Annotated in this window: 20 protein-coding genes; 7 read left to right on the forward strand and 13 right to left on the reverse strand. The window is 61.8% G+C overall.

Annotation, left to right across the window (positions count from 1 at the left end; all coding sequences use genetic code 11):
* Positions 1-56: 56 nt before the first annotated feature.
* Positions 57-962, reverse strand: coding sequence for a LysR family transcriptional regulator (locus PIN31009_RS07325; protein ID WP_150789810.1), 906 nt, complete (start codon positions 960-962; stop codon positions 57-59).
* A gap of 127 nt (positions 963-1089) precedes the next feature.
* On the opposite strand from PIN31009_RS07325, the gene PIN31009_RS07330 reads away from it, so the two are divergent.
* Positions 1090-2133 (forward strand): alcohol dehydrogenase catalytic domain-containing protein, encoded by a 1044-nt coding sequence (locus tag PIN31009_RS07330; protein ID WP_217426770.1) that lies wholly within the window; start codon positions 1090-1092, stop codon positions 2131-2133.
* A gap of 5 nt (positions 2134-2138) precedes the next feature.
* The gene (locus tag PIN31009_RS07335) at positions 2139-2477 is read left to right on the forward strand and encodes a hypothetical protein (protein WP_150789811.1); all 339 of its coding nucleotides are present in this window, start codon (positions 2139-2141) and stop codon (positions 2475-2477) included.
* Between the two features lie 8 nt (positions 2478-2485).
* On the opposite strand, the gene PIN31009_RS07340 is transcribed toward PIN31009_RS07335, so the two are convergent.
* On the reverse strand, positions 2486-3127 hold the full coding sequence (locus PIN31009_RS07340) for a helix-turn-helix domain-containing protein (protein WP_150790247.1): 642 nt from the start codon (positions 3125-3127) through the stop codon (positions 2486-2488).
* A 198-nt stretch (positions 3128-3325) separates the two neighbouring features.
* Between PIN31009_RS07340 and PIN31009_RS07345 the strand changes: the two genes are divergently transcribed.
* Together PIN31009_RS07345 and PIN31009_RS07350 are read left to right on the forward strand one after the other, a co-directional pair.
* Entirely contained in the window at positions 3326-3679 is a 354-nt protein-coding gene (locus PIN31009_RS07345) for a RidA family protein (RefSeq protein ID WP_087688597.1), read from the forward strand.
* A gap of 1 nt (position 3680) precedes the next feature.
* Complete coding sequence (locus PIN31009_RS07350; protein WP_150789812.1) at positions 3681-4913, forward strand: NAD(P)/FAD-dependent oxidoreductase; 1233 nt, start codon at positions 3681-3683, stop codon at positions 4911-4913.
* Between the two features lie 159 nt (positions 4914-5072).
* On the opposite strand, the gene PIN31009_RS07355 is transcribed toward PIN31009_RS07350, so the two are convergent.
* Together PIN31009_RS07355 and PIN31009_RS07360 are read right to left on the reverse strand one after the other, a co-directional pair.
* Positions 5073-6530: a M81 family metallopeptidase gene (locus tag PIN31009_RS07355; RefSeq protein WP_150789813.1), complete on the reverse strand. Its 1458-nt coding sequence runs from the start codon at positions 6528-6530 to the stop codon at positions 5073-5075.
* Positions 6531-6649: 119 nt separating this feature from the next.
* Positions 6650-7762 (reverse strand): ATP-binding protein, encoded by a 1113-nt coding sequence (locus tag PIN31009_RS07360; protein ID WP_246185545.1) that lies wholly within the window; start codon positions 7760-7762, stop codon positions 6650-6652.
* Between the two features lie 283 nt (positions 7763-8045).
* On the opposite strand from PIN31009_RS07360, the gene PIN31009_RS07365 reads away from it, so the two are divergent.
* Both PIN31009_RS07365 and PIN31009_RS07370 read left to right on the forward strand, forming a co-directional pair.
* Positions 8046-10334: a TonB-dependent receptor gene (locus tag PIN31009_RS07365; protein ID WP_246185546.1), complete on the forward strand. Its 2289-nt coding sequence runs from the start codon at positions 8046-8048 to the stop codon at positions 10332-10334.
* A 29-nt stretch (positions 10335-10363) separates the two neighbouring features.
* On the forward strand, positions 10364-11998 hold the full coding sequence (locus tag PIN31009_RS07370; protein WP_150789814.1) for a serine hydrolase domain-containing protein: 1635 nt from the start codon (positions 10364-10366) through the stop codon (positions 11996-11998).
* 85 nt (positions 11999-12083) lie between these two features.
* On the opposite strand, the gene PIN31009_RS07375 is transcribed toward PIN31009_RS07370, so the two are convergent.
* From PIN31009_RS07375 to PIN31009_RS07405, 7 genes are read right to left on the reverse strand one after another with little or no spacing between them, the layout of a single operon-like run.
* Entirely contained in the window at positions 12084-13766 is a 1683-nt protein-coding gene (locus PIN31009_RS07375; protein WP_174997022.1) for a serine hydrolase domain-containing protein, read from the reverse strand.
* Between the two features lie 15 nt (positions 13767-13781).
* On the reverse strand, positions 13782-14798 hold the full coding sequence (locus PIN31009_RS07380; protein WP_150683661.1) for a dipeptide epimerase: 1017 nt from the start codon (positions 14796-14798) through the stop codon (positions 13782-13784).
* Positions 14799-14804: 6 nt separating this feature from the next.
* A complete protein-coding gene (locus tag PIN31009_RS07385; RefSeq protein WP_150683662.1) occupies positions 14805-16157 on the reverse strand; it encodes an MFS transporter in 1353 nt (450 codons plus the stop codon).
* A gap of 57 nt (positions 16158-16214) precedes the next feature.
* Complete coding sequence (locus tag PIN31009_RS07390; RefSeq protein WP_087688589.1) at positions 16215-16643, reverse strand: ExbD/TolR family protein; 429 nt, start codon at positions 16641-16643, stop codon at positions 16215-16217.
* A 31-nt stretch (positions 16644-16674) separates the two neighbouring features.
* Positions 16675-17109, reverse strand: a complete 435-nt coding sequence (locus PIN31009_RS07395) for an ExbD/TolR family protein (protein WP_087688588.1) — start codon at positions 17107-17109, stop codon at positions 16675-16677.
* Between the two features lie 4 nt (positions 17110-17113).
* Positions 17114-17935 carry a MotA/TolQ/ExbB proton channel family protein gene (locus PIN31009_RS07400; protein ID WP_425495471.1) on the reverse strand — a complete coding sequence of 274 codons (822 nt, stop codon included), beginning with the start codon at positions 17933-17935 and terminating at the stop codon, positions 17114-17116.
* 49 nt (positions 17936-17984) lie between these two features.
* Positions 17985-18623, reverse strand: a complete 639-nt coding sequence (locus PIN31009_RS07405) for an energy transducer TonB (RefSeq protein ID WP_087724439.1) — start codon at positions 18621-18623, stop codon at positions 17985-17987.
* 233 nt (positions 18624-18856) lie between these two features.
* On the opposite strand from PIN31009_RS07405, the gene PIN31009_RS07410 reads away from it, so the two are divergent.
* On the forward strand, positions 18857-19576 hold the full coding sequence (locus PIN31009_RS07410) for a response regulator (protein ID WP_058375385.1): 720 nt from the start codon (positions 18857-18859) through the stop codon (positions 19574-19576).
* Between the two features lie 27 nt (positions 19577-19603).
* Here PIN31009_RS07410 and PIN31009_RS07415 read toward each other — a convergent pair whose 3' ends face one another.
* Positions 19604-21244, reverse strand: a complete 1641-nt coding sequence (locus PIN31009_RS07415) for a gamma-glutamyltransferase family protein (RefSeq protein WP_150789816.1) — start codon at positions 21242-21244, stop codon at positions 19604-19606.
* The gene (locus PIN31009_RS07420; protein WP_425495477.1) at positions 21241-23784 is read right to left on the reverse strand and encodes a branched-chain amino acid ABC transporter ATP-binding protein/permease; all 2544 of its coding nucleotides are present in this window, start codon (positions 23782-23784) and stop codon (positions 21241-21243) included. Before PIN31009_RS07420 ends, PIN31009_RS07415 begins: the two co-directional genes overlap by 4 nt.
* Positions 23785-23815 lie beyond the last annotated feature (31 nt).

Raw genomic sequence — 23815 nt, forward strand, 5'->3', positions numbered from 1 at the left:
CGCGCGGCGATCGGCGAAACCTGATGCGCGTCCGGCGTTGGCGGCCCCGACCCATTTCAGGAAATGCGCATCATGTCGATGAGCGCACGCAGGCCACTCGCCACGTGCCGCCGGCTCGGATAGTAGAGACACAGCCCGGGCATGACCGGGCACCAATCGGCAAGTACGCGCTCGAGACGGCCATCGGCCAGTGCGTGTTCGGCGAGGTGATCCGGGACAAAAGCGATGCCGATACCGTCGAGCGCTGCGCTCACCATGAGCGGCTGATGGTTCAGCGTTAGCGGGCCGGTGACGTTCACGGTTTCAACTACACCCTTGCGCTCGAACTCCCATCGGTAGATGGCGCCGCTATCGAAGCGAAAACGGATGCAGTCGTGTCGATAGAGGTCTTGCGGCACTTTGGGGCGGCCACGCGAAGCGAAATACGCCGGAGACCCGACGACCGCAAACGTGACCGGCCCCGACACCTGAACGGCCACCATGTCCTGCGGCACCGCTTCGGTAAGCCGGATGCCGGCATCGAAACCGCCCGCGACGATGTCGCTGAGTTTTCCGTCCGTCACGATATCGAGATGCATCTTCGGATACTCGCGCAGAAAGCGTGCGAGCACCGGCTTCAACACCATATCGATTGCTCCCTCGCTCGCATTGATACGTACCGTTCCGCTCGGTTCGTCGCGCAGCCCTTCGACGCTCTGCATCGCCTCTGCCACCGAGAAAATCGCGGGGCGAAGTTTGTCGGCGAGGCGCGCGCCGGCGTCCGTCAGCGACACACTGCGCGTGGTGCGATGGAACAAGCGAACCCCGAGCCGTTGCTCAAGGTTTTTCACCGAGTGACTGACCGCCGATGGCGTGATGTCGAGTTCGATCGACGCCGTTCGAAAACTGAGGTGCGTGGCCACCGCCAGAAACACGTTGAGCGAGAAGATGTCGGCGCTTCTCAATTGATGAACAGTGCTCATGTTTGTATCAAGATTGGCGAGATTGTAATAATAATGCGTCCTTTTTAGACTGGGCTGGTTTCTCGGCGCTACGTAATCACCGACCGCCGACCACTCGCCGCAATTCAGGTCGAACAAGGAGCCAGCAATGAAGATGAAGGCAGTCGTGATGACGGGGGCCAATCGGCCATGGGAGCTGTGGGAAGTTCCGGTCCCGAAGGCGGAGCCGGGGCAGGTGTTGGTCAAGGTTCATGCATCGGGGATGTGCTACACCGATGTGTGGTCGACGCAAGGTTATGGCGGCGACATCTACCCGCAGACGCCCGGTCACGAAGTCGTTGGCGAGATTGTCGAAGTGGGCGCCGGTGTACACACGCGACGCGTCGGTGACCGAATCGGCACGACGTGGGTGCAGTCCGCGTGCGGCCGCTGTCCGTATTGCCGGGAGAGTCGTCCACTGTCCGGGCAAACGGCGATGAATTGCGATGCCCCGCGCACCACCGGCTTCGCGTCCCAAGGTGGGCACGCGGAATACATCGCCGTGGCCGCAGAAGGGACCGTACTGTTACCCGATGCGCTGCCATACGTGGATGCTGCGCCGATGATGTGCGCCGGCTACACCACGTGGAGCGGGCTCAGAGATGCCGCGCCACAACCGCATGAAAAAGTCGCTGTGCTCGGCATTGGTGGCTTAGGGCACGTGGCCTTGCAACTGTCGAGCGCGTGCGGGTTCGAGACGATTGCGATCACACATTCGGCGGACAAACACGCGTTGGCAACGCAGTTGGGCGCGCAACACGTCGTTGCCAGCGGCGCAGAACTTCGCGATATCGGCGGGGCAGATGTGCTGCTGGTGACCTCCAACGATTTCGGCTCGGCAGAGGAAGCCATGGCGGGCTTGCGTGTTGACGGTCGCGTCGTGCTTTGCGGATTGGATTTCAGCCGGCCATTCTCGATCTCGTCCGCAGGCAAGCCATTCCACATGATGCGCCAACGAGTCGTCGGCTCCACGCATGGGGGATTGCGATATTTGAGCGAGGTACTCGATCTCGCCGCCAACGGAAAAGTGAAGCCCATCGTCGAGACGTTTGCGCTTGAGCAGGCGACCGAAGCGTACGACCGTCTCGCGACGGGGAAGATGCGCTTTCGCGGCGTATTCACGCCCTCGGCAATCCATAGCGATCAAGGATGAGCGTCATGAAAATACTGACGGCTCCCCTGTGTTGCGCTGCCGTGTCGGTGCTGCCGACGCTTGCTTTCGCGGCAGACTTTTCGATTCGAAACGATCCGGATACGCGAGTCAGCTTCGTCGTAGAGTGCCGCGACCGATCCGGAAAATCCGGGTCGAATGAAATTACCTTGCAGCCGGGTCAGCGAATGGACATCGGCGACCCCGGATGCAGAACGTTCACGGCATCGATATCCACCGACAACGGGACGAGGAGCGGGCGCATCAAGACCTACACATTGGATGCCGGACACTCCTACTACGTATTCTGGAATGACCGGTATTGGGATATTGCGGAAGAGGAGTGATGTCTCGCTCATGCGCTCGCGCGATTCACATCCACGCAGCAGACGATGGCGTCCACGCCGCCATCGTGCTCGCTCAGATAGACATGCCCCACGCCACTGTCGAAATACAGACTATCTCCCGGCGCCAGACGGAATTCGCTGCCATTTTCAAACTGCAAAAGCAAGCTGCCCGATAAAACAAAAACAAACTCTTCGCCCTCGTGGCGAATGTAATCGGGAAAATCTTCCAGCTTGCGCGCTCGAATGTGGGCGCGCATCGGCACCATGCGTTTGTGGGCAAGATCCGAGGCGATCATGCCGTAGCGATAGTTGGGTGTTTCGTATATCGCCTGCTTTCCCGCTTCGGTGAAGCATGGGCGGATCCCTTCGGCGGGTTCGGCGTTGCCTTGCCCGAAGAGGGTGGCGTAATCCAGACCAAGGGCAGATGCCAGTGCGCCAAACTTATCGTAGGTGAGGGCAATGTCGCCGCGCTCTGCCTTCGAGATCGTCGATACCGCAACGCCTGAGCGCTCGCTCAACGCCTTGAGTGTCAGCCCGTTCGCCTTGCGCGCATTTCGCAATCGTGCACCCACGGTTTCGTGACTGACTTGGCTATCGCTGCGTTTCTGTTTGCCTGCCGAAGCGGGCTTCTTTCGTGTCGATGGCGTCATAGGGCTGATATAGGCCACGCGTGACCCGGCGATGCGAACCGGCCCTGCATAGCTGATGGTGTCAATCTCTCAGTGTTTTCTCGTATACGAGAATTAAAATTCTCATATATGATAACCGGAATAGCCACAGACACCTTGAGTCGGCGTTGACGGCCGCATCGTCATTCACCGCATCGTCACTTTTTTCCGAGTCCAACAATGAAGAAAGAAATCACGCGTTTGCAAACGAATGCCCGTATGAGTCAGGTGGTCGTTGCTGGTGGTGTTGTCTATCTGGCCGGTCAGGTGCCGATGACGGAGCACGCCACGATTACCGAGCAGACGATCGAAGTCCTGAAGCAAATCGATGCGCTACTCGCGTCGGCAGGCGTGGACAAAACCCATCTTCTCACGGCGAATATCTGGCTTTCCGATGCGCGTTATTTCGATGAATTCAACCGCATATGGGATGTTTGGATTCCTGAAGGAAATGCACCCGCGCGCGCGTGCGTTCAGTCGCCACTGATGCGAGCGGGTTTCGACGTAGAAATTGCCGTGACGGCGTTGGCCTAGCATGAAATACGACGTTCTCGTACTCGGCGCGGGGATCGTCGGCACGTCGACGGCGATCCATCTTCAGCGCCGTGGTCTGACTACTGCACTTATCGACCGTGAGGCGCCGGGCCGGGAAACATCGTTTGGCAACGCCGGATTGATACAGCGTGAAGGCGTGTATCCCTACGCGTTTCCTCGGCATTTCGGTGCGTTGCTTCACTACGCGCGCAATCGATCGACGGACGTGCGCTATCATCCGTCGGCGCTGCCGGGCGTTGCTTCGTTTCTCGCGCGCTACTGGCATCACTCAGCGCCACATCGCCATGCTCGCATCGCCCGTCATTACAGCACCCTGATCGAGCATTGCGTGACTGAGCACAAGACACTCATCAGCCTTGCGGGCGCCGATGATCTGCTACGTGACGGCGGGTGGCTCAAGGTCTTCCATCAACGTGCTGCACTCGACGCCGCTCATCTTGAAGCCGAGCGGTGGCAACGTGAGTACGACGTGCCCTTCGAACGGCTCGAAGCGACGCAGCTTCAGCGCGATGAGCCGTCGCTCTCGACGTCCCTCGCAGGTGCCATTCGACATACTGCCTCGAGTTCGATACGCGATCCGGGTGAGTTGGTGACTCGTTTTGCGCAGTACTTTACGTCGATAGGCGGGCGCATCATTCGCGGCGACGCAACGACGCTGACTCCCCACTGGCGCGTACAGACGGCAGAAGGTGACATTGAAGGCCGGCGCGCCGTCGTTGCCATGGGGCCGTGGTCCGATACGATCACGAAAGCGCTGGGTTACCGGCTGCCGCTGATGGTCAAGCGCGGCTATCACCGGCATTTTCTGCCCGAGTCCGGCGCAAGCTTGAATCAACCGGTACTGGATGCCGAAAGCGGATTCCTGATCGCACCGATGCGTCAGGGCATTCGTCTGACCACGGGCGTCGAACTCGCGCTACGCGACGCGCGTCGGACACCGGTGCAGCTCGCGGCAGTCGAGCCGCTGGCGAGACGTTTGTTCCCATTGGGAGCGCCGGTCGAACCGACCCCATGGATGGGCTGCCGCCCTTGCACGCCCGACATGCTGCCGATCATCGGCCCGGCGCCCGGGCATCGCGACCTCTGGTTCGCCTTCGGTCATGCCCACCATGGCCTGACGCTCGGTCCTGTGACAGGACGTTTAATTGCCGAGATGCTCACCGGCACACCGGCGTTGGTCGACCCGTCACCATTTCGTGCTGACCGATTCTGACTTTGTGCAGCACCGTTCCCCTCGTTCGAGACATGCCTCCGCCCTGCGGCGCTTCAGACGAAAAAAAGCCCTTCGATAAGAAGGGCAAAATTTGCCGGGGTTTTGGCGATTCCCGGCAAACGATCGGAACGGCCGTCCGTGGCGTCGGTACCCTTCGGATCACACGAACGGGTTTTCGACGCGTGGCCAGTAATTGAGGTCGCGGCGGCGGTACGGAATTGCCGCGAAGTCGGGCGTCAGTGCGCCCGGCGCCGCGACGTGAAAGATCGCCTTCGCCCGAGGCGCAAACTCGGCCTGAAAGTGCTGCGTTGACTTCACGATCACGAGCCGCTTGGCGTCCATGGCGATGCCTATGCCGGTAAACGCATCGACGCCCATGACTTGGGTTCGCACGGAAACGAGCACGATGTCCAACCCGTTCGGTCCTTCGACCCAAACCGAGCGGCCCAATGGCATCGACATTCCTTGGATGCTTTGCGAATGTGTATCGTGCACGGCTCGGACGGTTACGCGCAGATCCACAGGGTCACCTGAAGTGACCCCGCATTTGCCGCCGATGCGAAGATCGAGCGTCGCACCGACGCCGGCATCGGCGCAGATTTGAATAGCGCCCAAATCCCAGAAGCAACCCAGCGCGACATCAGGGATACCGCGCTCGACGATTCGCCGAAGGACGAAGGTGCTATCCCCGGGGGCGCCGCCGCCGGGATTGTCAGCCACATCCGCCACGACCACCGGTCCAGCGCCCACGGCCAATGCCAAGTCGAGCCCGTGATTCAGGTCATGCCATTGGGGCTGAACCTCATGCCGCATCGCCCAGAATTCATCTCCGAGCTGACGCGCCAACGCACCGGCTTGGGTGGGGTCACGGTCCGCAATCACCCAAAGCTTCGCGCCCGCCTCGGGAACATCGCCCCAGGGGAATCCGTGGCCGAGAGATACGGAGAGAATGCCGTCGCGTCCCTCGAAGGACTTCATGCGCCGCACAAAACCGGCCATCGGTTCCGACGTGGTATGCCATGCCCCGACCATGCGGCAATCGTGCACCGCTGTGACCGGGGTGACTTTCTCGTCGACCGCCTGCGTCACCAGCCGATAGACTTCGCGCAATCGGTCGATCGCATCGGTATGCGGATACTCCTTGTACGCGATGAGAATATTGGCTGCACACTGCATCAAATCGGTGAAATGACAATGCGGGTCGAGCGTCGCCGCGATCGGCACATCGGGGCCGACAACTTCACGAATGCACGCGAGGAGATCGCCTTCGCAGTCGTCGTGATGCTGCGCCACCATGGCACCGTGGAGCATGAGTACAACGGCATCGAGCGGCAGCGCTGCGCGTACGCCGGCGACGATCTCGTCGCGCAGCGTTTCGTAGACCTCTCGAATCACCGGGCCCGAAGGCTGCGCTTCTGCGCTGAGCCCTTCCGCGATTTCGTTTCCGTCCGACTCGGCGAGTCGTCGAAGTTCGGCCATCAGATAGCCCACGCTTTCCGGTGCGCGCAGGCTTGCGTCGCCCCGAAAGATCCCGAATTCTTGGAATCCGCCCCAGCCCGTGGGGCACGGCGCGAAGGTATTGGTTTCGGTCGATAGCTGTGCCGCGAATATCTTCATTGCGAGTCCAGAGGTGTGATGGATGCCATGACACACACTCTATTGGGACCGCGTTGCCGGATTGTGAGCAATGTGTATCCACATTGACACAGAAGCCACGGAAGGCGACTTTGCGAGCGCTATCGCCTCGGCAGCACAACGCGTGCGATCAGTCCGCCCTCTCTACCGTTGATCAGTGTCAACGATCCGGCGTGCCGCTTCACTACGTCGTGGGCAATGGCCAGCCCGAGCCCTGTACCGCCAGTGTCCCGGTTGCGGGATTGTTCGAGCCGAAAAAATGGCTCCAGCACCCGCTCCAGATCACGCTCCGGAATGCCCGGGCCACGATCGACGATATCTATCTGAACGGCGTCATGGCCGTCGATGAGTTCAATTCGAGCCTCGCCGCCGTAGCGGATAGCGTTCGCCACCAGATTGCTGAGACACCGTTTCAATGCTAGTGGCTGCGCAAGCAGCGGCGCGATGGCGCCATGCACAGAGACTTTCTGGCCACGCTCCATCGCGTCTTCCGCAATGGCGTCCACGAGCGCATCGATGTCGATGGGGCTGACTTCTTCGGTGACAGCTTCATTGCGCAGAAACGAGAGCGTTGCATCGAGCAGCTGCGTCATCTCATCGATATCGGCAACCAGTCGATCACTGAACTCCGAGGCGTCGAGCGCCCCAAGCCGAAGACGCATTCGCGTGAGCGGTGTGCGTAAGTCATGCGAGACGGCTGCGAGAAATCGATTGCGATCGTTCACCTGACGGCGTATCGCCGCCTGCATCGAGTTGAAAACACGAGCGGCCTGTCGCGCTTCGATGGGGCCGGCTTCCGGAATCGGTGGCGCGTCCATGTTGCGTGACAACTCTGCGGCGCCCGCAGCCAGCGACTTAAACGGTATCGACAGCATTCGCGCGCCGACCCAAGAGGAGACGAGCAGCGGAACGATCTGCACAGCGGTGGCGAGTGCCCACTGCTGCGTGTTTGACATGCCGGGCGGTGGTTTAAAAGCCGCTGCGGAGTACAGCGTGTACATCAGTGTCGCGGTACCGGTTTGTGTCAGGGCCACCATGACGAGCATGACAAACAGCAACCGATAGAACGCAGAGTCGAACGATGGCTTTTGCATGGTGGTTGCGGCAGGTGCCGTGGAAGAGGACTCGAACATGCCGCCATTATCCCGCGCCCATGTAGCGGCTTCGTCAACAGATTGTTTCAGGACGGAAACATCCTCCGGTGCATACCTCACGTTCGACTTCCCGTGGATTCGGAAGCCGCGTTCACGTGGCTATGTTTCACGGGCGATACAAAGTCCACATGAACCAGAAATATCGCGCAAATAACGTCTATCCCGGAGCTAAGACTCGAATCAGCGTGGACACACAACGCTAAACGAACCAAACCGCGAAGGCATTCGTGATGACCGAAGTGCGGAAATCCCGGAGGAGACGACAGTGGCAATCAGACAACATCGCAGGCATACCGCAGTCACCTTGCACCGATTCAGGCTGCGTCCGCGCGGAGGAACCTGGTTGGTCGGTTCGCTGCTGGGGCTGGCGACGGCCTATGGACATGCGCAAACCGTAGCACCGCCCGGTGCGGCGTCGGCGGTGAGTGCCGACGCGGAGAGCGCTAACCCGGCACCGCAGACCAACGCAGGTCCGGGCAATACCGCAGAAAGCGCAGAAACCAAGACCGCCGCTTCGGCGAAAGACGGCGCGACACTCAATACCGTGGTGGTGACTGCCACGCGCCGTCGCGAACCCGCGCGCGAAGTGCCGATGCAGATCAACGTCATTTCGGCGGACGAGTTGCAGAAGAGTGGCGCGAAGACGATGTCCGATTTTCTCGCGGGCGAACCTGGGGTGGATCTCAACACACAAGGCGGAAGCGGTGCCGGACAGATCAGCATGCGCGGCGTGACGACCGGTGAACAAACCGGTCCCACCGTGGGTGTCTACGTCGATGATGTCGCCTTCGGGGGGAGCACGCTCTTCTCGCAAGGCGCCACGTTTGCACTGGACATGAGCCTGCTGGATCTGAATCACATCGAAGTGCTGCGCGGGCCGCAGGGCACGCTCTACGGCGCAGGGGCGATGGGCGGGTTGTTGAAGTACGTTACGAACGAGCCGGATACCAACGAATTCTCCGGGCAGGCGAGCCTTGGCATGTCGTCGACGAAGCACGGCGGCATTGGCAATACGGCCAGCGCGGTCCTGAATATTCCAATCAAGAACGACGTAGCCGCCGTGCGTGTGTCGGCGTTTAGCCAGCATGATGCCGGTTACATCGACGCCGTTGGCCCGCAGGCGGGGAGCCGCATCGACAGAGGTGATACGTACGGCGCGCGCGCGTCTTTGCTGTTGACACCCACGAGTCAATTCACCGTGCGTCTGAGCGCGATCACGCAAAACATCAATCGCAACGCGCCCAATTACGTTGCCTACGACAAGAGTGGCCAGCCTGTCGATGGCGACCTGACAACGCGCGTTTTTGCCCCGGAACCGTTCCATCAAAACGTTCAGCTCTACTCGCTCGGTCTGGAGTACGACTTCGGCTGGGCACGCCTGAACTCGATCACGTCGTATCAATCGGTCAAGACAGACCAGCCTCAGGATCTGTCGGTGGTCTACGTGCCGGCGCTCGCTGCGCAAGGGCTCAATTTGAACTCGGTCGTCGCGGCAAACTTTGCGAAAACGAACAAGGTGACGCAAGAGTTTCGTCTGACATCGGCGGCGAACCAACGCCTCGAATGGTTAGGCGGGCTCTTCTTTACCCGAGAACGAAGTGAATCGGATCAAGGCATTCTCGCGGGATTCCCCAACGGGACGCAGGCCACCCTCTCTGGGCTGGTGGCACCGAGTACCTACACCGAATACGCGGCGTATGGCGATTTGACGTACCACGTGACGCCACGTCTGGCACTCACGGGCGGCGTCAGAATTGCCCACAACCAGCAGAATTACGATCAAACCACGTCGGGGCTTCTGGGTGGCCCGCCGCAATCGACTTCGTCGCCGTCGTCCGACACCAGTAAGACCTACATGCTGACGGCCAGCTATGGGTTAACCGATAACAGCAACGTGTACGTTCGCGCGGCCAGCGGCTATCGTCCCGGTGGGCCGAACGCACAGCTCATCAGCCCGATCACAGGGCTTCCCGGCAATGGCAATCCAACGTTTCAGCCCGATACGCTTTGGACCTACGAGGCAGGCTACAAGGCCGACTTGTTCGACAAACGTCTCTCGTTTTCAGCCACGGTTTACGACATCGAGTGGAAAAACATTCAGCAGCTCGGTGCCGTGGACGGCGTCAATCAGGTGCTCAACGCGGGTAATGCACGCGTTAAAGGGTTTGAGCTGGCGAGCAGCTTCCGCCCTGATCGGCATTGGAGCTTTGGCCTGGGCTTTTCCTACATCGACGCCAAGCTGACGCAAGGCAACGCCGCAACTGGGACGCAATCGGGCGACCCGCTGCCGAACTCGGCGAAGTTCTCGGCCACACTGACCGGGACCTACCACTTCTCGCTCGGGACGTACGCCTCGTACGTCGGCTTTAGCGAACGATTCGTCGGCCGTCGCCACTCTGGATTTAGCGGCAGCAGCGGCCGGCCGGATTACCCGCTGCCGGGTTATGCCGTGACCGACCTTCAGGCGGGCATCGACTTCGGCCGCGCCAGTCTGAACTTCTACGTGCGCAATCTGTTTGACCGCCGCGCGCTCCTGGCCGCAGGCACCGCACTGATGCCACTCGGCGGGCCGGCGCTGGTCAGCGTGGCACAGCCGCGCACTATCGGCGCTGTGCTCACCGTGCCGTTCTGAATCCCATGACCGAATACCGGAGACTCTCAATGACTTTGCAGCAGAAAGACCTGCACGCTCGCCTTGATGCCCATCTGGCGAAGTTCAACCGAGGCGACGCGCCGGGGCTCGTGGTCGGTGTTGCCCATGAAGGGCGGGCACTGTACCGCAAGGGTTTTGGCATGACGAGCCTCGAACACAGCGTCGCGAACACTTCGGCGACCCGCATGCGGATCGGGTCGACCAGCAAACATTTCACGTGTCTTGCGGCGCTGCTGCTCGCAGAGGACGGAAAACTGGATATCGACGCGGGCGTGCGCACTTATATTCCCGAATTGCCGGAATTGAAGGGGGCGCCAACGCTGCGTCAGTTGATGACGCATACCGGAGGCTATCGATGCTATCTGGACTTGTCAGTGATGACGCAAGGCGTTGCCACGATCGGGCCGGGTGTACCGCTGGCGATCGAGCTTCGTCAGCAGGATGTTAATTTCCCGCCGGGCGAGCGCATGATCTATTGCAACGGGGGATATCACCTCCTGTCGCAGGTCATTGCGCGCGTCAGCGGCATGTCGTTCGAACGGTTTCTCAAGCAGCGGATTTTCCGCGTGATGGGCATGAACGACACGGAATCCGTCAGTGACGATTTGCGGATCAGGCCACGCATGGCCACACAGCATGTTCCTGACGGCGATGGCGGGTATTTGCGCGGACTGTTTCCGAGTGTCGATGTACTGGGGGAGGGCGGTATCGTCTCCACGATCGACGATATGCTGAAGTGGGCCGGACATCTTCGTCATCCCACCAAGCTGGGTAGTCCCGAGACGTGGCGTGAGATGCTGACGATGCCTCGGTATTCGAGCGGAGAACTCGGTGTCTACGCGCTGGGCCTGATACGCACCCGATATCGTAACGTCGAAACCATTCATCATGCGGGCGGCGTTTTTGGTGGATGCAGTCAGATGTTGACGGTTCCCGCACATGCTCTGGATATTGTGCTGATGAGCAACGGCGCCCCAGTCGATCCCGTCGCGCTGGCGACCGAGATTGTCGATATCGTCCTTGGCGATGACGTCCTCGGTCCGCCGCGGCAAGGGCCGGCACAGACGTCGGACAATCCCGGTTTGCGCGGGAAATATCTTTCCGTCGACCCGCTTCAGTGGGTGGAAATCATCGAGCGGGACGACGGTTGGTACGCAACGACACATAATCAGACACACCTTCCGCAACCACTCATCGCGGCTGAGCTCGGATACCGGATCGACGATGGTGCGGGTGCGCAGACTCGTGTGGTGCCGCATGTGCGTACGCCGGCAGGCGACGTTTCAGCCATCGATGTCATCGAGAGCGGGCATGCCGTGACTCTGCGCCGATACGACATTGTCCTGCCGGATGAGGCGTTGGAAATGGACGGAATCTGTGGTCGATACTTTAGCCACGATGCCGACGCCCACGCCGTCGTCTCAATCGAGGACGGGATGTTGACGCTGGCCATTCGCGGCGCTACGGGAAGTGTGCGCTATCGCCTGAGTGCGATAACCCGCGATGTCTGGACCTTCGCGCCTGCAGATGCTTCAGCACTCTCGACGGGCACGGCACGGGTGGAGCGCAACGCAGACAAGGCCATCCGCTTTTCGCTCTCCACATCCCGCACGCGGGGGCTGGCGTTCTCTCGTATTGACTGACGTTGGGGGACGGTGGGAACTGAGAACAACTGTGAACGTCGGTTCCCACCTCTGCGATGCGTTCTGCGGTATCTGCCGTGTCCGCTCAAGACTTGGCAAATCGAAGGTTTCGAGTGCGGTTGGTGTTGACGGAAAATCCCTCGACACGTCCCGTGCCGGGGTGCCTCACGATGGAAAGCGTTCCCGTTCTGACGGCATTCGGGGCGCGGGGCGAGAAGCGAAAAAGATCGACGTCGACTGGAAAGATGTCGTAGTGGCATTCGCCCGCGCGTCCCACTATCTCGAGCGACATAATCGCGCAAACGTCGTCACGCGATTCATCTCCCAACACCGAAGGGCGCAGCGTAGCGCGAGCATCGGCTTCTTCGCTGGCATAGGCGCCACTTAGCGAATCGATAACTTCGACGCTTACCGACGCCGATACCTCGACGCGCCGATAGATTGCCGTGTGGCCGCAATGAGAGATGCGCAAAGCCTCGGCATCATCCGGATTGACGGCGCTTCCCCACTGAAGCAGAAAGGTGCCGTCGCCACTCGATTCCAAGGAAAACTCGCACGTGCCAGTTTCGGCGCGATCGTACGGATAGAGCATTGGGTTGCTCGGTTCAAGCGGCCCGCTAAGCGTCATGTCTCCGGCGCGATCGGCGATGTCGTACACCATGTCGTTGTTCACCTCGCGATAGGTCCCCGCGCGTCCGGGCCAGCGGCCCGTGCTGGCGGGCGTTGGAACGGCGTAGCACTCCATCGGGGCCGCCAACAGAATGTCGAGCATGCGAAGCGAAAACGCGGCCGGAGCTGGGATTGCCCCATTGCCAAGCAACACGATATCGATGCCGTGCTCGGGGACGCAGAGCATCTGGCACGATCCGCCCACGACACCGCCCGCATGCTGGATCAGTTCGCATCCGCGATATTGCGAGCGCCTTAAGCCCATCATGTAATCGCTGCGTAGACCACTGGAGAAGATGGGCGAAGAGAACATCAGGTCCCATGTGTCGGGATTTCCTATGCGTTTTTCGCCACGCAAATGCGAACACCATTTCAGCATGTCGTCCACGCACGAGACGACACCGCCTTCACCGAGAATTTCTCGCGAAGGAAATATCCCCCGATCGTAAGTACCCTCGCCGTTTTGGACATGGCAGGCGGCCATATGGCTGCGGATTCGATAGTCGTCGGGCAGGAGAAACGTATCGTTCATGCCCAATGGGTCAAAGACTTCGGCGGCGAGAAACGCCGCAAAGGGTTGTGCACTGACACGCTCGATGGCCAGCGAAATCAGGTGATATCCGCCGTTGCAATACATCATCCGCTCGCCCGTGGGAAAGTTGACACTAGTTTGCCGGCGCATGATGTCGAGCAGGTAGCCGGTCTGCGGCACCGCCAACCCGTTAGTAAGGAGCGATACGTCGAGCGCGCACCGTTGCCCACTTGTGTGGAACATGAACGCGCGTAATGGCGCGTCGCCGGCTACCCCGGTCAGTTCCGGTAAATAGCGGCGTACCGGCACATCGATATCCAGCGCTTTCGCTTCCCGGAGCAGCAAGGCCGCGAGGCAAGTCATGTGCTTGCTCGTCGATCCGATACGCAGCAGGGTCCGCACATTCAAACCCAGTCCCAGGCCAACGTCCGCCATACCGAAGGCCTCGCGCAACACGACCTCGCCGTCAATGGCGGCGGCGGCGACGACGCCCGGTGAATCGCTTCGGTTGAACGGATCAAACAGCGCCTTCAGAGCGGTACCGTCAAATTGTTCCTGTGCCGACACGGCCATCCTCCTGGATCAATGCATCTCATACGGGGCGTCATCGCGACCCCAGACGCTCTCGGGGCCTTGCAGATATCCGTTTAGGTATTGGAACGAGGGCGCGCGATCCTCAGCCAGGAAGCAGGGCCCGTCGAGGTCTACCCGGTCGCACTGCTGCCCCAGAATGTAGGCCGGGGCCACACCGAGCGATGTGCAGGGCATACATCCGACCATGACCGACAGTCCGAGCTCTCGAATCGGCGCGACCAGCGAGAGTGCACGTGTGAGGCCGCCGCACTTATCGAGCTTGACGTTGACGACGTCGTACCGGCGGGCGACCGTGGCGAGATCGTCCAGATCCTGAAACGATTCGTCTGCCGCCAGGCGGATCGGATATCGCATGGATTCAAGGCACTCATCCTCGCCTGCCGGCAGGGGTTGTTCGAGCAGGTCGACGCCAACGTGCTGCATGACCGGCAGCATGCGAACCATGTGTTCTTGCGTCCACCCTTGATTAGCGTCGACGGAAAGCGCAGCGCCAGGGCAAGCCGCGCGAATCGCGACAAGTCGATCTACGTCGGTTGCGCTGCCGTCGAGCTTGATCTTCAACGCAACGGCGCCCTCGAAGCCACGCGCCGCCTCGGCCATGGCGGGTGCGGCATCAACACCGACGGTGAATGACGTCCGTAGTGGGCGCAGCCGGGCGCGTCCGGCCAGTCGTGCGACCGTCATGCCACAGCGCTGAGCGGCCAATGACCATAGCGCCGCGTCGAGGGCGTTTCTCGCACCGCCGGCAGGCAGCAACCCGATGAGGGCCTCGCGGGATATGCCTCGCTCGATCAGCGGGCGTACGGCGGCAATCTGCTCGGCCATGCCCTCAGGCGTTTCTCCACGGTAGTAGACGCCGGCGGCCTCTCCTCGTCCTCTGTGTTGCCCGGATCGCAACGAGACAACCAGGACGCGGGCCGCGTCGACCGTGTGGCCCGAGATGTGAAAGGGGGTGGCCAGCGGCCACTGTTCGATACGAACGGAAAGCTTGCAGGGAATGGTCATTGGCGCTCAGGCGTAGCGTTCGATGGCAAGACGTACGGCATTGGCCGCACCGCGCATTAAGAGGCAGGCCACGATGAATCCGGGCAACGCCACGGCAACGATGGCCCATATGAGACCGGACTCGGTGCGATGCAAGTGATCCGACATCAGGCCAATGGCCACAGGACTGCCGGACTGCATCAGCACCGTCGTCAGCACACCGATGGCCGCTACTCTCGACCTTAGATAAGGCGGGCAAATGCTCTGCATCAGTCCCGGAAACATGATCATGCCTGCCACAACGCACATGAATTGAGCGCCGAACAGGACGTAGACATAGGACACGGATGGTGCGATCAGATACCCGAGGCTGACGACGCATGCCCCCAGGGCCCCCCACTCACATACGCGTAGCGGGGCGAGCACGCCGAGTCGCGAACTCAGGCGGCGAGCGAGCAGCCAACCGAGCGCGCATCCGAAGACGCTACCTGTCATCGCCGCGCTGCCGAGTCCGGCACCGGCCGTTGCAGGCGTTGCACCAAAGAAGCGGACGGCGACGACCGGCATCCAGGTGGTGATACCGGCAAAGGCCATGTTGATCAGCGCGATGGCACCGAAAAAGCGAATCATCATCGGCATCTCCCGGCGAAAGTATTCACCCGCGGCGAGCCCAGGCACCGGCACGTTGCCGGTCGAGCGCTGAGTGTCCGAATGGGCATAGCGGGGCCGGATCATCGCGACAATCAATACCAGCAGCGGCGCGGGGATCGCGACGGCAAAGAATGCAATCCGCCATGTGGACGCGTTTCCCAGACCGAAGGGCAATACGCCATGCATGGTGTCGATCCCCTGGATGAGTAACCCGCCCAGTGCCATGCCCGCGCCCGCGCTGAGAAGATTGACCAGTGCGAAGACCGAGTTGGCGAGGATGCGCTGGCGCGCCGGAAACAGGTCGGGGAGCAAGCCGTAGATGATAGGCATGAGGCCTGCTTCGCCGATGCCCAGGCCGATCGATGCGATGAAGAGCGTCCAGAATCCGGTCGCGAAACCGCAGGCGGCGGTCGCGGCGCTCCAGAGCAGGATGCAGAGTACCAGCACGGCACGACGATCCACGCGGTCTGCGAGCCATCCGATCGGAATGGCTGCCGCACCTGCAAATAGCGCAATGCCGGCGCCTTGCAAAAGCCCCACCTGAATATCGGCGAGGCCGAACTCGGTGCGAATGAGTTCGGCCAATAGCACCAGCATCTGACGATCGACGTTGGCGAAAAACGTCACGAGGACGAGGGCGAGAAGTCCGAGCCACGCCCCGATCCCCGCATATCGCTCGCGGCTTGACGTTGGTGCATACCGCGGCCTTTCGGTATTCGAATCGAACATTTGAAGTCCAGTATTGAGTGCGTCAGCGCGTGAGGACATCGGCGCTCCGACGTGATGTCATTGCGCGAAGCGCTCGTTGCCGACCAGCCCGATGCGCGTCACCCCTAGCCGCTGCGCCGACGCCATGACCATGGCGACCGACCGATAGGGTGCCGTCGCGTCGGCGCGAAGGTGAAGCTCAGTTGGCGGTGTGGACGATGCGGCTTCGGCAAGGTGGGTCTCCAATTGCGCGCGGTCGCTAAGCGGCAAGCCGTTCCATGCCACGACTCCGCTCGCATCGACGTCGACTTGCACGACGAGCGGAGGCGTCGGCGGTGAGGCATTGGAAGGGGTGGGCATGTCGAGTTTCACGGCATGCGTCTGAATCGGGATGGTGAGAATCAGCATGATCAGCAGCACCAACATGACGTCGATGAGCGGCGTCGTGTTGATCTCCACCATGATGTCGCCGTTTTCGTCAGCGCCCGATGGCATGGTCATTGCCATGGAAGTCTCCTGATGTAGGGCGTCTCGCGCGCTATTGGCGCGGCGGCGCTTCGGTGATGAAGTCGACTTTGGCGATGCCCGCACGCTGGCATGCCAGGACCACCCGTCCGATCGCGGCGTAGCGAGCGTCGAGATCGCCGCGAATATGCACTTCGGGTTGGGGCGTCAATACAGCGACCGTCTTGAGTTTGTCCAGCAACGTTGCGGCGTCGGGAATACGTCGCTCGTCCCAATACACCTCGCCGTCGCCTGTCACGGCAAGAACAACGTTCTGCGGTGTGGTCTGCAAGGGTTGAACGGCTTCCTTCGGAAGCGTGACGGGGACGGTGTGCGAGACCACGGGAATCGTGATCAGGAAGATGATGAGCAACACCAGCATGACGTCGACCAGCGGCGTCGTGTTGATGGTCGCCATGACCTCGTCGTGCTCTGCGCCACCGCTCCCGCCAGACAGGGATATCGCCATGGCATCACCCCACGCGCGCGACTTGAGACGACCGGGTCGCCACGATGGCCGACGCCGTCGTTTTACCGGTGAGCAGCACGTTGTGTATTTCGCTGCCGAAATCGCGCACACGCTCCATGACCGCTTTGTTGCGACGGACAAGCCAGTTGTATCCGAGCACGGCGGGAACGGCGACCGCCAGACCGATTGCCGTCATGATCAACGCTTCTCCCACGGGGCCCGCGACCTTGTCGATGGAGGCTTGGCCCGCAATGCCGATTGCGGTGAGCGCGTGATAAATGCCCCAGACGGTGCCGAAAAGGCCAACGAAAGGCGCTGTCGAACCGACCGTGCCCAAGAACGAAAGCCCATCCTGAAGGCGATTCGATACGCCGGTCATCGCACGCTCGATGGCGCTCGCGACCCAAGTATTCAAATCGACCTGATCGAGCAGTGCGCCGTTGTGATGATCACGGGCAGACAGCGCGGATTCCGCAATGTATCGAAACGGGCTTCCCGCATCGAGCGACCGGACGCCTTCGGAAAGCGACGCGGCATTCCAGAACGTCTTTTCCGCGGCACGGGCACGACGCAGGACCTTGGCCTGTTCGAGCAGTTTGGCGACGATGATGTACCAGCTCCCCATGGACATGATCACGAGGATGAGCAGGGTCCCGCGAGCGATCATATCGCCGCCCTCCCATAGCGCTTGCAGCCCGTAAGGGTTGGTTACGGTCGATGCTGCGTGTGCGCTCAACGAGGCGAACGCCGCGATCGTCGATACGACTGCCATGGGCGCCATAAGGCGGCGCTTACGGGGCATGGCACGATACTGGAACTGAAGCATGGTCGTCTCCTTGACGTGAGTTCCGAGGGGGGGGCGGTTGAAGACCGCCTCAATTGAGTTGAAAATCGAACGGCACCTGGACGCGGACTTCCTGGCCTTGCGCGACGCACTGAAATTGCCGCACCGCGCTCTCCGCGGCTCGGTCCAGCACGGGGGCTGCCGATCGGGCGACACGAAGTTGTTTGACTTGCCCGTCGGTGCCAACAACGAACTCGACGAGTACGCTGCCGGTGATGTTGTCGCGCAGCGCTTCACGCGGGTATCGGATGGCGGCACGGACTTGCGCGGAGTTTGGGCAAACGACGCCGACGTTGCCTGCCACGGGTTTGCTCTCGAGAGGCGCCGGTGGGGCGACCGGTGTCGTGGGGACGGGCTTGTCGGTCTGCACGGCCACGGCATTGGGTTGCGGGGTGGCTTGTACCTGAACTTCGGGCGGCGGTACGTAAGCCTTGGGCTGAACGACGGGGCGCGGCGCCGGGGCGATCTTCTTTACCGGAGGTGGCGGCGGAGGCGGGGGCGGCGGTTTGATTTCTTCGATGATTCGCGTCTCGATGGGCGCCTGAATGATCGTCGCAACACGCGTTGCGAGCCCGCTAAGCAAGGCATACAGAATCAGGGCGTGCAGCAGCAGTGCCACGCCGATGCCGAGCAGCCGCCGAGCGGGTGGTTTGGGCTGAGCGTAATTCATGGACTACGTGTCTCCTACCTGCATAGGTCTTGTGTGGAGTCACGTTACGGCGCGGGTATTTCTGTTTCATCTCGACTTTGTATCGGGTTTGATACATAGCCGAAGCGATGCGATCGCGTCGAATGTTTCAGGACTGCAACAAAGCCGCAAGATTGCCGGCACGTTTGTCGCCGATAATCCGGAACTTGGGGACACTGAATCGACGCGGCGGTGGATGAGAAGAGGAAAAAACCATGGCAACGCACGTACTTGTAGTCGATGACGATGCGCAGATAAGGACTCTGCTCTGTGATTGTCTTGCCGGTTTTGGCATGACCTGTATGCAGGCGGCCAGTGGGGAGGAGATGCACGACGTGCTCGAGCACAACGATATCGACATCGTCGTGCTCGACCTGATGCTTCCCGACAGCGACGGCCTGACGTTATGCCGGGAATTGCGTACCTCGTCGGAAATTCCCATTGTGATGCTCACCGCGCGTGGCGAGATGACCGACAGAATTGTCGGTCTGGAACTCGGTGCGGACGATTACGTCGTGAAGCCTTTTGAACCGCGAGAGCTGGTGGCGAGAATTCAGACGATTCTTCGCCGCACCCGTGCGCAGGCGCGGGCGATACCCGAACCCAAGGACGAGCGGAAGTTCGCGGGATGGCGTCTGAGCTTGATCGGTCGCCATCTGATTGCGCCCGATAACACGGTTATTCCGCTTTCGAACGCGGAATTTCGACTGCTGAACGCCTTTCTTTCCGCGCCGGGGCGGGTGCTAAGCCGTGAGTACTTGATGGATACGGCCCGAGGGAAATCCATCGATGCGTTTGATCGCAGCATCGACGTACAGATATCGAGGCTGCGGCATAAATTACGAGAGGACATCAAGGAACCACGGTTACTGCGGACGATTCGTGGAGAAGGCTACATGCTCGACGTTCGCGCGCGATCCGATGTCGAAGGCTAGGTGTCGGCGGGTCTGGCCCGTACAGGGCTACACCGCCAACGCCGCCCCATCGCTGCGCGGGTCATGCGCACCACTCGCGAGACCGTCTTCCGCAATAGCGATCACCCCGGCCTGACCCGCCAGCGGACTATGCTTCGGCAATGACGCAATCGCATGCCCGCGTGCCGCGAGTGCTGCGAACACCGCTTCCCCTGCGTCGCTCTCAAGCTTGAGGTTGTCCCGGCTGTCGGAGAACGTCCGGCCCAGCAGAAAGCGCGGATGGGATAACGCTTCGTGTGGCGACATCCCGTAATCGATCAATCGGGTAAGCAGTGCGCTCAGCGTTTGTGGCTGTCCATCCGCCCCCTGTGTCCCATACAGCAATCGCGCTCGCCCATCTTTCAGATACATACCGGGATTGAGCGTGTGAAAGGGCCGCTTGCCGGGCATAAGCGCATTCGGATGCGCACTGCCCGCCGGGCGAAACGCCGCGCCCCGGTTGTGCCACAGCACCCCCGTGTCGCCTGCCATCACGCCGCTGCCCCAATCGAAGTAGATCGTCTGCAACACGCTCACCGCGCGCCCGGCCGAGTCCGTCGCCGCGAAGTACACCGTGTCGCCTTCGCGAAAACGATGCGGCCAGTCGAGTGCCACCCGATCATCGATGCGTGACGCTGCGGCGCGAAGATGTCCGTCCGACAACATCGTCGCGACGGGAACATCCACGAATTCCGGGTCCGCGATGTACCGGTCGCGATCGATAAACGCCTGCTTCACCGCCTCCACGAGCCGGTGGTAATACGTCGCGCTGCCGTGAGCACAATCTTTCAGCCCCAAGCGCGCGAGAATCCCCATGATTTGTAGCGTCGTCACCCCTTGCGTCGGCGGCGGCAATGTCGCCAACACACCGTCGCCATACGGCATCGTCAATGCGTCTGACACGTGCACACGCGTGGCCGCAAGATCCTCGCGCGTGAGCGGCGAACCCGCCGCCTGCAAGCCGTCTGCCAGAAGGGCGGCCAACGCGCCCTCATAGAACTCACGAGGCCCGCCATCGGCAAGCTGACGCAATGTCGCTGCCAGTGCCGGTTGCCGAAACGACTCGCCTGCGGCGGGCGCGCGTCCGTCCGGCAGAAACGTCTGCGCAAAGCCGTGCCATGTCGCCGCATCCGCCATCTCGCCAGCACGATACGAATACCAGAAGTCCTGCGAGCGACTCGTCGCGAAGCCATCTTCCGCCGCCGCGATGGCGGGGGCGAGCAGCGACGCCCACGACAACGTGCCGCCCCATTGCTCGCGACTGACGCGATACGCAGCCTCCCACGCCGCCACGGTGGCCGCCGTGGTCAATGTGGACGCCGGACCGCGCACCGCGATCGCATCTCCATCAAGCAATCCAGACGGCAGATGGCGTGCCGCTTGTCCGATGCCGGAGATGGCGAGCGGTGCCTTGCTGCCTGACGTACCGTCTGCCACCAGCCAGAAGCCGTCACCGCCGAGACCGGTGAAGTGCGGCATCGTCACGCACAACATGGCGGCAATCGCGATGGCCGCTTCGATGGCGTTGCCGCCTTGTTGCAACACGTCACGGCCTGCCATGCTCGCCAGCGCATGCGGACTCGTGACCAACCCGGCCCGCCCACTCGCCGATGCCGAAGAAGCGATATTCACCACGTCGCGGGCGGTCATGCGGCCGCTCCCGCTTCATGCTCGCCACCGAGATACGCGGCGGCGAGACGCGTATCGGCGGCCAACTCGCTCGCCGATCCACTGACCGTAACGCGCCCCTCTTCAAGCACGTAGCCACGGTCGGCAATCGACAAGGCCATGACCGCCATCTGATCGACCAGCAGCATCGATAGCGACTCGCGGCGCAACGCATCGAGCGACGCGAACAATTCAGCGATCACCTTCGGGGCGAGACCGAGCGACGGCTCGTCGAGCAACAGCACTCGTGGAGACGACATCAGCGCGCGTGCAATCGCCAGCATCTGTTGCTCGCCACCGGAGAGCAGACCGGCACGCTGATGTTGTCGCTCGTGCAGACGCGGATACCGTGCAAACATCTGCGCAATACGGGCGTCGAGCGTGGCGCGCGGCAAACGGCCGCACGGGAACGCGCCGAGCCGAAGGTTATCGAGCACCGACAATTCCGGGAACACCTGACGCCCTTCGGGCACTAGCACCACGCCCATCGCGGCGATCTTCGCGGCATCTAGCCGTGACAGATCGTGACCATTGAACGTGATGCCGCCACTGACAGGACGATGCAGCCCCGCCAATGCACGCATGAGGGTCGACTTGCCCGCCCCGTTGGCGCCGAGCAGCGCGACGAGTTCGCCGTCTCGCACTTGAATCGATACGTCGTGCAGCACTGGCGCGGCACCATAGCCCGCCGTCAGCTTGCCGACACCGAGCACTTCCGGCGTGGTCGCAGCGGTGCGTCCGACCGGCTTGGCCGCATCCGCAGACGCAGCGCCGAGGTATGCCTGACGAACACGCTCGTCGTGACGGATCGCTGTCGGCGTGCCTTGCGCGAGAAAACGCCCCGCGTCGATCACGACGATACCATCGGACACACCCATCACCAGCGACATGTCGTGTTCAACGAGTCCCACCGCCACGCCGCTATCGGCAATCTGCCGCAGCAGTTTGCCCAGTTGCGCTTTGTCCTGTGTCGACAGACCGGCGGCCGGCTCATCGAGCAGCAACACCGTCGGGCGCGTCGCCAATGCCCGCGCGATCTCCACAAGACGACGGTCGACGTGGGCGAGATCGGCCGCCATCAGATTGACGTCGCCGTGATAGCCGCAGGCGCGCAGCAATGCCATCGCCTCATCGCGTTGCGTCTTGCCTCGCATGCGGGCGACGCCGAGCAACCCGCCCAGACGCCCCGCACTCAACCCCAGCGTCACGTTATCGAGCACGCTCATGCCCGCGAACAGTTGCGACGTCTGATACGTGCGCGCCACGCCGTGCCGCGCGCTGTCGCAAGCGCCGCGTGCCGCAAGTCCGTCCCCGCCGAGCGAGCGTGTGCCCGACTGCGGCCGATAGAAGCCGGACAGCATATTGAGCACGGTCGACTTGCCCGCACCGTTCGGTCCGATCAGGCTGGTCACGCCCGCCGCAGGCAATTCGAACGAGAGATCGGCCACGGCTTTCACGCCACCGAAGGTCATCGTCAACCCTTGCGCCGCGAGTCCCTTGCGTTGCGACGGCGCGAGCACCGGCAAGGTCAGCGTCGATGCCGTCCCGATGCTGGCCTCACCCGATGCGGCACGTCTGCGTGACGTCCACCATTGGCCGAGCACCCCGATCACACCATTGGGCGCGCCCCACAGCACCACGAGCAACAACACACCGAAACACAGCAGGCGCAGGTTCTCGAGACTGGCCAGAAACTCTGGCAACAGTCCGACGATCACGGCACCGACGAGCGGCCCGGCAATCGTGCCCGCGCCGCCGATCATCACGACGAGGACGAACAGAATCGACTGGAGGAACGAGAACATGCCCGGCGTGACCATGCCTTGCAGCGGTGCGAACAACCCACCCGCAAGTCCTGCGAGCGCTGCGGAGAACGCGAACGCTACCGCCTTCACCACAATGGGATTGACGCCGATCGATGCCGCCGCCGTTTCACTATCGCGCACGGCCCGCATGGCCGCGCCCCACGCACCGCGAGAGATGCGTGCGTAGATCAGCAACGAGACGGCGAGCACCGCTAGCGCCGCTACTGCCACCACACGCTCGCTGCCCGCGATGCCGAAGACACCCGGCGGCAGCACGCCCATCAGGCCGTTCTGACCGCCCGTCAACGCACGCCACTCGACCGCGCCATGTTCCACGATGAAGCCAAACGCAATCGTCACCATCGCCAGCCCCGGCCCGCGCACGCGAAGCGCAGGCAACGCGAGCAATGCACCGGTGAGCGCGGCAATCACGCCACCCGCCAGCCATGCAGGCCAGAACGGCCAGCCCGCCTGCGTCGTCAGAATCGCCACGGCGTACGCCCCGATGGCATAGAAGCCGACATGGCCGAATGACACCTGTCCGGTCAGACCCAGCAGAAGATTCAGACCCACGCCGCAGATGGCCAGCAACGCCACACCGGCGATCACCACGACGAAATAGCCGTTCACCACACACGCCGCACCGGCCATCGCCAGCAGCGCGACGGCGAGTGCCGCGCCGAGGGCCAGACCATCACGCGGGGGCCGCGTCTTCATCGGGGTGAGAGAGACGGCAGGCTGCGACGCC

Source organism: Pandoraea iniqua (assembly GCF_902459685.1).
Classification (GTDB): domain Bacteria; phylum Pseudomonadota; class Gammaproteobacteria; order Burkholderiales; family Burkholderiaceae; genus Pandoraea; species Pandoraea iniqua.

What these genes read in the sequence shown, in the direction of transcription:
- PIN31009_RS07325 (WP_150789810.1), bottom strand. Translation starts at nt 962, where the DNA reads ATGAGCACTGTTCATCAATTGAGAAGCGCCGACATCTTCTCGCTCAAC.
- PIN31009_RS07415 (WP_150789816.1), bottom strand. Translation starts at nt 21,244, where the DNA reads ATGACCGCCCGCGACGTGGTGAATATCGCTTCTTCGGCATCGGCGAGT.
- PIN31009_RS07345 (WP_087688597.1), top strand. Translation starts at nt 3,326, where the DNA reads ATGAAGAAAGAAATCACGCGTTTGCAAACGAATGCCCGTATGAGTCAG.
- PIN31009_RS07390 (WP_087688589.1), bottom strand. Translation starts at nt 16,643, where the DNA reads ATGGCAATGACCATGCCATCGGGCGCTGACGAAAACGGCGACATCATG.
- PIN31009_RS07335 (WP_150789811.1), top strand. Translation starts at nt 2,139, where the DNA reads ATGAAAATACTGACGGCTCCCCTGTGTTGCGCTGCCGTGTCGGTGCTG.
- PIN31009_RS07395 (WP_087688588.1), bottom strand. Translation starts at nt 17,109, where the DNA reads ATGGCGATATCCCTGTCTGGCGGGAGCGGTGGCGCAGAGCACGACGAG.
- PIN31009_RS07355 (WP_150789813.1), bottom strand. Translation starts at nt 6,530, where the DNA reads ATGAAGATATTCGCGGCACAGCTATCGACCGAAACCAATACCTTCGCG.
- PIN31009_RS07420 (WP_425495477.1), bottom strand. Translation starts at nt 23,784, where the DNA reads ATGAAGACGCGGCCCCCGCGTGATGGTCTGGCCCTCGGCGCGGCACTC.
- PIN31009_RS07330 (WP_217426770.1), top strand. Translation starts at nt 1,090, where the DNA reads ATGAAGATGAAGGCAGTCGTGATGACGGGGGCCAATCGGCCATGGGAG.
- PIN31009_RS07385 (WP_150683662.1), bottom strand. Translation starts at nt 16,157, where the DNA reads ATGTTCGATTCGAATACCGAAAGGCCGCGGTATGCACCAACGTCAAGC.
- PIN31009_RS07340 (WP_150790247.1), bottom strand. Translation starts at nt 3,127, where the DNA reads ATGACGCCATCGACACGAAAGAAGCCCGCTTCGGCAGGCAAACAGAAA.
- PIN31009_RS07410 (WP_058375385.1), top strand. Translation starts at nt 18,857, where the DNA reads ATGGCAACGCACGTACTTGTAGTCGATGACGATGCGCAGATAAGGACT.
- PIN31009_RS07370 (WP_150789814.1), top strand. Translation starts at nt 10,364, where the DNA reads ATGACTTTGCAGCAGAAAGACCTGCACGCTCGCCTTGATGCCCATCTG.
- PIN31009_RS07350 (WP_150789812.1), top strand. Translation starts at nt 3,681, where the DNA reads ATGAAATACGACGTTCTCGTACTCGGCGCGGGGATCGTCGGCACGTCG.
- PIN31009_RS07405 (WP_087724439.1), bottom strand. Translation starts at nt 18,623, where the DNA reads ATGAATTACGCTCAGCCCAAACCACCCGCTCGGCGGCTGCTCGGCATC.
- PIN31009_RS07400 (WP_425495471.1), bottom strand. Translation starts at nt 17,935, where the DNA reads ATGCTTCAGTTCCAGTATCGTGCCATGCCCCGTAAGCGCCGCCTTATG.
- PIN31009_RS07380 (WP_150683661.1), bottom strand. Translation starts at nt 14,798, where the DNA reads ATGACCATTCCCTGCAAGCTTTCCGTTCGTATCGAACAGTGGCCGCTG.